Origin of the sequence: Bacillus haikouensis (genome assembly GCF_013179555.1) — a bacterium.
Classification (GTDB): domain Bacteria; phylum Bacillota; class Bacilli; order Bacillales; family Bacillaceae_B; genus Rossellomorea; species Rossellomorea haikouensis_A.
Genome location: NZ_JABMCR010000203.1, coordinates 1 through 7631 on the forward strand (window position 1 = coordinate 1; position 7631 = coordinate 7631).

Annotated in this window: 7 protein-coding genes; 5 read left to right on the forward strand and 2 right to left on the reverse strand. The window is 45.3% G+C overall.

Translation table 11 applies throughout. From position 1 onward, the window contains the following. From HP456_RS16935 to menC, 5 genes are all read left to right on the forward strand, one after another. Window positions 1-725: thiamine pyrophosphate-dependent enzyme (locus tag HP456_RS16935; protein ID WP_246289174.1), on the forward strand; the 725-nt coding region annotated here is incomplete at its 5' end. Then, window positions 722-1558 carry a 2-succinyl-6-hydroxy-2,4-cyclohexadiene-1-carboxylate synthase gene (gene menH, locus HP456_RS16940; RefSeq protein ID WP_172253261.1) on the forward strand — a complete coding sequence of 279 codons (837 nt, stop codon included), beginning with the start codon at window positions 722-724 and terminating at the stop codon, window positions 1556-1558. The genes HP456_RS16935 and menH, both read left to right, overlap by 4 nt. Next, a complete protein-coding gene (menB, locus tag HP456_RS16945; RefSeq protein WP_172253263.1) occupies window positions 1548-2366 on the forward strand; it encodes a 1,4-dihydroxy-2-naphthoyl-CoA synthase in 819 nt (272 codons plus the stop codon). Before menH ends, menB begins: the two co-directional genes overlap by 11 nt. Before the next feature lie 84 nt (window positions 2367-2450). After that, window positions 2451-3947: an o-succinylbenzoate--CoA ligase gene (locus HP456_RS16950; protein ID WP_172253265.1), complete on the forward strand. Its 1497-nt coding sequence runs from the start codon at window positions 2451-2453 to the stop codon at window positions 3945-3947. Then, window positions 3937-5043: an o-succinylbenzoate synthase gene (menC, locus tag HP456_RS16955; protein ID WP_172253267.1), complete on the forward strand. Its 1107-nt coding sequence runs from the start codon at window positions 3937-3939 to the stop codon at window positions 5041-5043. The genes HP456_RS16950 and menC overlap by 11 nt, the downstream gene beginning before the upstream one ends. 69 nt (window positions 5044-5112) lie before the next feature. On the opposite strand, the gene HP456_RS16960 is transcribed toward menC, so the two are convergent. Further along, complete coding sequence (locus tag HP456_RS16960; protein WP_172253269.1) at window positions 5113-6141, reverse strand: cytochrome d ubiquinol oxidase subunit II; 1029 nt, start codon at window positions 6139-6141, stop codon at window positions 5113-5115. Window positions 6142-6160: 19 nt separating this feature from the next. Then, the gene (locus HP456_RS16965; protein WP_172253271.1) at window positions 6161-7513 is read right to left on the reverse strand and encodes a cytochrome ubiquinol oxidase subunit I; all 1353 of its coding nucleotides are present in this window, start codon (window positions 7511-7513) and stop codon (window positions 6161-6163) included. Window positions 7514-7631 lie beyond the last annotated feature (118 nt).

Here is a 7631-nt window from a genome sequence, read left to right on the forward strand (position 1 = left end):
ACTTGTTTTGTATAGACATGAAAACGGGTGCTGAACATAATGCAGCGGGATGGCTGCATCAGTGGAAAAACGTAAATGATGTTTCGAGAAATATCCTGCAGACACGAGATCAGCCCTGGAATGAGGGAAAAGCCGTGAAACAACTGATTGAATATCTGCCTGACGGGGCTTCGATATTTGCTAGCAACTCGATGCCGATACGGGACTTAGATACGTTCTTTTTCAATAGTGACAGAAATATTTCCATATATGCAAATCGTGGAGCCAATGGGATAGATGGCGTCGTTTCGACTGCGCTTGGCATGAGCACAGGAAACGCCCCGATGTATCTGCTGATCGGGGATCTTGCTTTTTTCCATGACCTCAATGGACTGCTCGTGGCAAAAAAATATCAGCTTGATATCACCATAGTGGTCATGAATAACAACGGTGGAGGCATATTCTCATTCCTTCCTCAGGCAAATGAAGGGACCTACTTTGAAGAACTCTTCGGAACACCGATGGATCTTGACTTTGCCTCAGCCGCAGTATTTTATGGTGCCCATTACACGCTGGTGAAAGAAGAGAGCGAGTTTGGTTCTGCACTTCAAAGCGTTGAAGGACACCAAGGTATCAAAATCATTGAAGTACTGACAAATCGTGAAGAAAATGTAGCAATTCATCGTAAATTGTGGAATTTTGTTTCCCAGGAAATAGAAGGGGAATTTAAGAGGAATAATTTATGATTCTTCAGGCGAATGAGATTAATTATTTTGTAGATGTTAAAGGAGAAGGATTTCCTTTAGTATTTCTTCACGGATTTACAGGCGATACCCGTACGTGGGAAGAAATCACCGAACATCTTAAGAAGAGTTGGACGTGCATTGCAATCGACATCATTGGTCATGGAAAGAGTGATTCCCCTTCAGACGCTGCCCGATATACAATGGATGCAGTTTCCAATGATATCCGCAGTTTATTGGAGCAGCTTGGCGTAAAGAAAGCTGTCTTTATCGGTTATTCGATGGGTGGGAGGCTGGCTCTTCACTTTTCCAGCCTCTACCCCGATTATGTTAGCGCCCTTATTCTCGAAAGCGCATCACCTGGTTTGAGGACAGATGAGGAGCAGACAGAGAGACGGGAAAAAGATCAAGTACTCGCCAATAAGATACTCGATGAAGGAATCCGGTCTTTTGTTGATTTCTGGGAGGAAATCCCCCTGTTTTCCACCCAGAAAAGATTGTCCCGCGTTAAACAAAAGAAAATCCGTGAACAGCGTCTTCAGCAATCACCTGTCGGCCTCTCAAACAGTTTGAAAGGGATGGGAACAGGGGCACAGGCATCCTGGTGGGGGACGCTGGGCGATCTTAACGTCCCTGTGATTTTAATGGCGGGTGAATTGGATCTTAAGTTTGTCCGGATTGCTAAAGACATGAGTGATGAAAATCCTGATTTTGAAATAATTACTTTTATCGGCACCGGACATGCAATTCATGTGGAAGAACCTCGAAAGTTTGGTACAATAATAGAGGAAGTTTTATTCAAGTACATAAAGGAGGATGTCAAACATGGCTTTTGAATGGGTTTCAGAAAGAAACTACGAAGATATTTTATATGAAACATATAATGGGATTGCGAAGATCACCATTAACCGACCGGAAGTACGAAATGCATTTCGTCCTAAAACGGTAATGGAATTAATTGATGCGTTTGCTTATGCACGCGACGATTCTAACGTGGGGGTAATCGTCCTGACAGGTGCAGGTGAAAAAGCATTCTGCTCCGGCGGGGACCAAAGTGTTCGCGGACACGGCGGATACGTAGGGGAAGATGAGATTCCCCGTCTGAACGTATTGGACTTGCAGCGCCTGATCCGTGTCATTCCTAAACCAGTCATCGCGATGGTTGCAGGATACGCAATCGGCGGAGGTCACGTGCTTCATGTCGTATGTGACATTACAATTGCTGCAGATAACGCAGTTTTCGGTCAAACAGGTCCTAAAGTGGGAAGCTTTGACGCCGGCTACGGTGCAGGCTATCTTGCTCGCATTATCGGACATAAGAAAGCGAAAGAAATCTGGTATCTGTGCCGTCAATACAATGCCGAAGAAGCACTTGAAATGGGTCTTGTCAATACGGTGGTACCTTATGAAAAACTGGAAGAAGAAACAGTTCAATGGGCTTCTGAAATGCTTGAGAAGAGCCCGACTGCACTTCGCTTCCTGAAAGCTGCGTTCAATGCAGACACAGATGGTTTAGCAGGACTTCAGCAGCTTGCAGGCGATGCTACCCTTCTTTACTACACAACCGAAGAAGCAAAAGAGGGTCGAGATGCGTTTAAAGAAAAACGCAAACCTGACTTCGGACAATTCCCTCGTTTCCCTTAATGGAGGGCAGCCTGATGGATCTCGACAGATTCATCAGGTTTTTTATATTGATACATACCATTTAAGAATTGGAGAAGAAATGCTATGACATCTCAACAGCTGCCGAATTGGCTCAAGCAACGAACATATTTGACTCCCGACCGTACAGCTTTGAAAAGTGATGACCGCCAATACACGTTTAAAGAATTGTGGGAATTGACGATTGAAACGGCAGGGAAGGTCAAAAGTCACCTCAATGATGATTCTCAATCTGCTTTTATCGGATTGATGATCAAAAATTCGATTGAATCGGTCATTGTCATACATGCCGTGCAGCAGCTCGGTTTGACAGCAGTACTTCTGAATCATCGATTAAGTCCTGCGGAATTGGCCTTTCAAATCGAGGATATGAATCTTTCTGCCATTCTTATTGATGATCAATTTGAAGAAAAACTGCAAAGCCGGACAGTCCAAAATGTGAAGCTTTCAGAATTACAGAAAACAGTCCCTTCAACCTTTGAAGTGAAGGATTATTTTCAGTTAGACCAAGTCTGTTCCGTCATGTATACATCAGGAACGACGGGAGCTCCCAAAGGGGTGCTTCAGACATATGGAAACCATTGGTGGAGTGCAATTGGCTCTTCATTGAACCTCGGTATAAGTGAAAATGATACCTGGCTGTGTTCCGTTCCGCTTTTTCATATAAGCGGTTACTCGATTTTAATGAGAAGCGTCATTTACGGTATGGGTGTACGCCTATTTGAACAGTTTGATGCTGAACGGATTAACGGAGAGCTCAAAAGCGGCTCGATCACGATCATGTCTGCAGTCAGCAATATGCTGCAGCGGATGCTGAAGGAGCTGGATAGTGGATCCTATCATAAGAATTTCCGCTGCATGCTGCTTGGCGGAGGTCCTGCCCCGCTGCCCCTGCTTGATATCTGCAGAGATAAGGAAATCCCTGTATTCCAAACGTATGGCATGACGGAAACCTCCTCTCAGATTGTGACACTGTCTCCTGAATACAGCTTTTCAAAGCTGGGTTCAGCCGGGAAACCCCTGTTTCCTTCCGAATTGAAGATAAAGAAGAGCGATGGGGAGACGGCTTCATCCAATGAAGAAGGAGAAATATTGGTGAAAGGCCACAATGTGACAATCGGCTATCATAAACGAAAAGAGTCGAACCAAAAAAGCTTCGAGAATGGCTGGCTGGCGACAGGGGATATCGGCTACTTGGATGAAGAGGGCTTTTTATTCGTATTGGACCGCCGTTCAGATTTGATCATTTCCGGTGGTGAAAATGTGTACCCCGCTGAAATAGAAAGTGTACTCACTTCCCATATAGAGATCGAAGACGTTGGCGCGGCAGGAATTCCAAATGATGAGTGGGGCCAGGTCCCTTGTGCTTTTATCGTAAAGAGAAGTGGAAGTCTGCTTAGTGAAGAAGATGTTCTTTCATTCTGTAAAAATAAACTGGCTGCCTATAAACAGCCGAAAAAAGTGGTCTTTGTAGATGAAATCCCAAGGAATGCTTCCAACAAGATTCTGAGAAGAGTACTTAGAACTCAATGGGAGCAGGGGATGGTATGCGATGAATATTAAAAAAATCAGAATTCACATGCTATCGATGCCGTTGAAGAAACCATTTGTCACTCATCTGCAAAAGGTGGAACACAGGGAAGGGATGATCATTGAGGTAGAGGACCGGGAAGGGGTAGTCGGCTTAGGTGAGGCTGTTGCCTTCTCTACACCGTGGTATACGGAAGAGACGGTGAAAACATGCCGTCATATGCTGAAGGATGTGCTGATTCCATTATTGGAGCGTCATCCTGTTTCACGTCCGGAGGAGTTACGCAAGTTATTTGATACCGTCAGAGGAAACGCAATGGCGAAGGCTTCTTTGGAAATGGCTGTCTGGGATCTATATGCGAGACAGAAAGAAAAGCCGCTTTGGAGTCTCATTGGAGGAACTCGGGAAAATATACTGGCCGGTGCGGTTGTCGGTACTGCTTCGGTGGAAAGCATGATTGCGCAATCCCAGGAGCTCATCGATGAGGGATACGAACGAATAAAAATCAAAATTTCCAAAGCTTCGGATATTAAAGTGATCCGTGCTCTAAGAACGGAATTTCCTGATCTTCAGCTATTAGCAGATGCGAATTCAGCCTATACTCTGAAGGATGCGGAACATCTCAGGAAACTAGATAAATTCCGTCTGGAAATGATCGAACAGCCTCTCGGAGTGGACGACCTCGTGGAACACTCCATTTTGCAAAAAGAGCTCCGAACCCCGATTTGTCTGGATGAAAGCATTGTAACGCCTCACGATATGAAGAGTGCGGTCCTCTTAGGCAGCTGCGGCGTGGTCAACATCAAGCTGGGCAGGGTCGGGGGTTATAATTCTGCATTGGAAATATACCATCTATGCCGGGAACACGGGATTAACATGTGGTGCGGCGGCATGATTGAATTCGGTGTTTCACGAGCTCACAATATCAGTCTTTCAACGTTGGAAGGATTCTCTAAGCCCGGTGATATCTCTTCATCCTCCAAATATTGGGATGAGGATATCATTGATGAACCGATTGTCGTCGAAAAAGGAAAAGTGAAGAGGTTTAACAGACCCGGTATCGGTGTGGAATTAAATGAAAAGCGGTTGAAAGAAGTTTGTGCATTCAGTGAAGAGTATTTAATATAAGAGAAAAACGGACATGAACCCCCAGGGATTTATGTCCGCTTTTTTGTATGATATAACTCTGAGCCATGGCTAACTTTTTTCCCGCAAATATTTCTTGTCGTTCATGAATAGGCTCCAGAAGTACACGAAGCCAGGGAATAGAATGATGAACCCGACAATATACGTGATGAAAACGGCCCTGAACGAATTCGGATCTGTAAATCCCGATTGAATCGTTACTTCAGGGTAAATGATATAAGGCAGATGTGCTTTCCCGTATACATAGCTTGCGAGTACATATTGAAACGTAACAGCCACCACCGCCAAACGCGGCATGCCTTTCATGCCTTCCTTATTAGTGGGCAGGAACAAGGCTGCTCCCGCGACAAGAAAGCCAAGCAGGGAAACCAGAAGGATGTTCAAATCCTCCATCATTCGTTCATAAATCCAATTTGCTTCATTTTTCATCGTCATCATGATGAGAAAAGCCATCACGACAGAAATCGGGCCGATGATCATCGCATCACGCCTGTACATTTTATATGCCTCGAATTCACGTGATGTCTTGGAATAATCTGCCAATAGGAGTGATGAGAGAAACAATGTACTCGCAACAGCAAAACCAAAGAACGCATATTCATGAGGGCTTGTGAAAAGTTTACCCAATAGCAGCGTCTGACCGTCTTCAAAATCGATATAAGGACCGTGGGAAATCGGCAGTACGCTGATCAACAGTCCCGGTATCAAGAGTCCTGTAATGCCTGTGATATAAGTCAGCGGTTTCCGGTAATCATCTGCCACATGCGAAAAGACAAGAAATGCGCTTCGGATTGCGAGCAGAAGGAGGATTAAACTTCCCGGCACCAACAGGACGGTACCGAGAGAATAGGCAGCTCCTGGAAACAAGCTGTAAACCGCCACGACAAGTGCCACAATGAACGTATTCGTCACTTCCCAGGTTGGGGACAGATAACGGTTCGCAATATTGGTTGCTTTCGTTTTGTCATGATTGATGTAAAGCATCGACCAGAAACCTGCCCCAAAATCCATGGTCGCCATTACGGCATAAATGAATACGAAGCCCCAAAGAATCGTAATCGCGATCAACACCTGAGTCATGATCATTCCTCCCAATCAATTAAGTAGACAACGGAATCTCCTTGCCTTCTGCTTTATCGATATCTTTTTGCGGCGGATTCCGTCTGAAATAATAAAGAAGAACCAGAACGACAGCTACCGCCAGTATGGCATAAACAGACACAAACAGAATGAAGAGAATGGCAATATTTCCGGTAGAGGTAACCGAATCCTCTGTACTTAAGATTCGGTAAATGGTCCAGGGTTGACGGCCTGTGCAGGCAAAAATCCAACCAAACTCGATTGCAAGTATGGAAAGGGGTCCCCCTGCTACAAACAGCCACATCAGCCATTTTGGATAGTGGTCCTTTTTCAACAACTTCTTCCACACGAACGCAACAAGTGCAAGAAGGATCAATAATGAACCGATGGCGACCATCCCGTTGAACAAGGTATGTACGAACAGCGGCGGCCAGTATTCTTCAGGAAAATCATTCAGCCCGATGACTTCAGTGTTAAAACTGTTCCCTGCAAGGAAGCTCAATGCCCAGGGTATTTCAATTCCCCATTTAACTTCCTGTTCTTCACGGTCGGTGAATCCCCCGATTGCCAGGGGAGCATGAGACTGCGTCTCGAAAAGACCCTCTGCCGCGGCCAGTTTCTCTGGCTGATACTCGTGGAGCATCTGAGCCGATTCATGCCCGTTGATCGCAGTCAGGAATGAGAAGATGCCGCCAACTACCAGGCAGATCATCAATGCTTTGCCGTGGAACTTATAAACTCTCGATCCAAAAGGCGTACGGAGCATTTTGAATGCAGCCACAGATGCAATCGTGAATGAACCGACTACATATGCTGAAAGAGCGACATGCCCGGCCGTTACAAAGAAGCTTGGATTAAAAAATGCCTTCCACGGATCCACATCGGTGATTTCGCCGTTGACAATATTGAATCCCGCCGGAGTTCCTTCAAAGGCATGCACATTCGTAATAAGGACGGCCGATGCTAGCCCTCCGATGGCAACAAGAATCAAGCTCACAATTCTCATCCAAGGAGCAATCCGATTGGCTGCATACACATAAATGGACATAAAAAGAGCCTCGATGAAGAAAGCATAGATTTCAATTTGAAATGGCAGGGCCATCACCCGTCCAATGACCTCCATAAAACCAGGCCAAAGCAGGGATAATTGCACACCAGCAATCGTTCCGGTCGGAATCCCGACACCCAGGAGCACGGCGAAAGCCTTTGTCCACCGCTTTGCCATCACCGAATAATCCAAGTCATTCGTGCGCTGATACATGATTTCTGCGACAAGGATCATCAAAGGGATTCCGACTCCAAGCGTCGCAAAAATAATATGAAAAGCCATTGTCGTCCCAAATAAAGATCGTGCAAGTACCAATTCATCCATTTCAAATTCTCCCTTACATATCATTCGCCTTCCTTATTGTCCACTTAATGGAAAATAATATGCATGGGTATGGAGGAGGAATTTGTTGTTTGCCAGGGGGATTAATTGTTACTTAATT